The following is a 1,160-nucleotide window of genomic DNA, read 5'->3' on the forward strand; positions in this document are numbered from 1 at the left end:
CTAGTGTCCTGTCCCGCTGATACGTGAGCAAAGTCGATGCAACTTCTCAAGAATGGAATCTGCGGTGGCCGTCCATTTGAACGGTTGGCTGTTGGCATTGTGATGGGTGACGAACTGATCGATGCGCTGCACGAGTTGCTTGACGCTGGAGAAAGATCCGCGTCGGATCGCCTTGTCAGTGATCAACGCAAAGAAGCGCTCGACCTGGTTGAGCCAGGAACTATAGGTCGGGATGAAGTGCATGTGCCAGCGTGGCCGGCTGGCCAGCCAAGCCTTGATCTTCGGATGACCGTGGGTGGCGTAGTTGTCGACGATGCAATGGATGTCGAGCTCGGACGGCACAGCAGTCTCGATCTCGCGCAGAAACGACAGGAACTCCTGATGCCGATGGCGCGGCTTGCAACTGGCCAGCACCGCGCCATTGAGCACATTCAACGCAGCAAACAGCGTCGTGGTGCCATGGCGCTTGTAATCGTGAGTGACGCCTTCGGCATAGCCAAAGCCCATGGGCAGCATCGGCTGCGTGCGCTCCAGCGCCTGGCATTGACTTTTCTCGTCCACGCAGATGACCAAGGCGTTGTCCGGGGGGCTCAGGTACAGGCCCACCACGTCGCGCAGCTTCTCCACGAAGAACGCATCGTTGGACAGCTTGAAACTCTCCGTGCGATGCGGCTGCAGGCCAAACAGCTGGAAGTAGCGCTGCACGCTGGTCTTGGAAATGCCCGTCTCTGCAGCTACGCCGCGTACGCTCCAGTGCGTCGAGCCGTTTGCCGGCTTGGTATGCAGTGTGGTGTTGATCAACTGCGCGATCCGCTCATCGTCGATGGTGCGCGGCGCGCCAGGGCGAATGTCATCGTACAGACCGGCGATGCGTCGCTCGATGAAACGCGAGCGCCACTTGCCCACGGTGGCCTTGGTCAATTTCAGCCGCGCGGCGATCGCGCTATTGAGCTCGCCCTCGGCGCTGCTAAGAACAATGCGAGCCCGGCTGCTCAATGCCGCTGGCAACGAGCGGCTGCGCGCGAACGACTGCAACTGCGACCGCTCCTCGTCGCTCAATACCAAATCAGCTTTCGGTCTGCCTGTTCTCATCGCGGTATCTCCGTCCAAAAGATACTGCACCGGCAAGCAAGACTAATACCAGTTATTTGCAGGACAGG

General features: G+C 59.5%; 1 protein-coding gene. It reads right to left on the reverse strand.

Annotation, left to right across the window (positions count from 1 at the left end):
- Complete coding sequence (locus tag BLS74_RS33575) at nucleotides 1-1,092, reverse strand: IS630 family transposase (RefSeq protein ID WP_093112360.1); 1,092 nt, start codon at nucleotides 1,090-1,092, stop codon at nucleotides 1-3.
- Nucleotides 1,093-1,160 lie beyond the last annotated feature (68 nt).

Source organism: Variovorax sp. CF079 (assembly GCF_900101545.1).
Taxonomy (GTDB): Bacteria; Pseudomonadota; Gammaproteobacteria; order Burkholderiales; family Burkholderiaceae_C; genus Variovorax.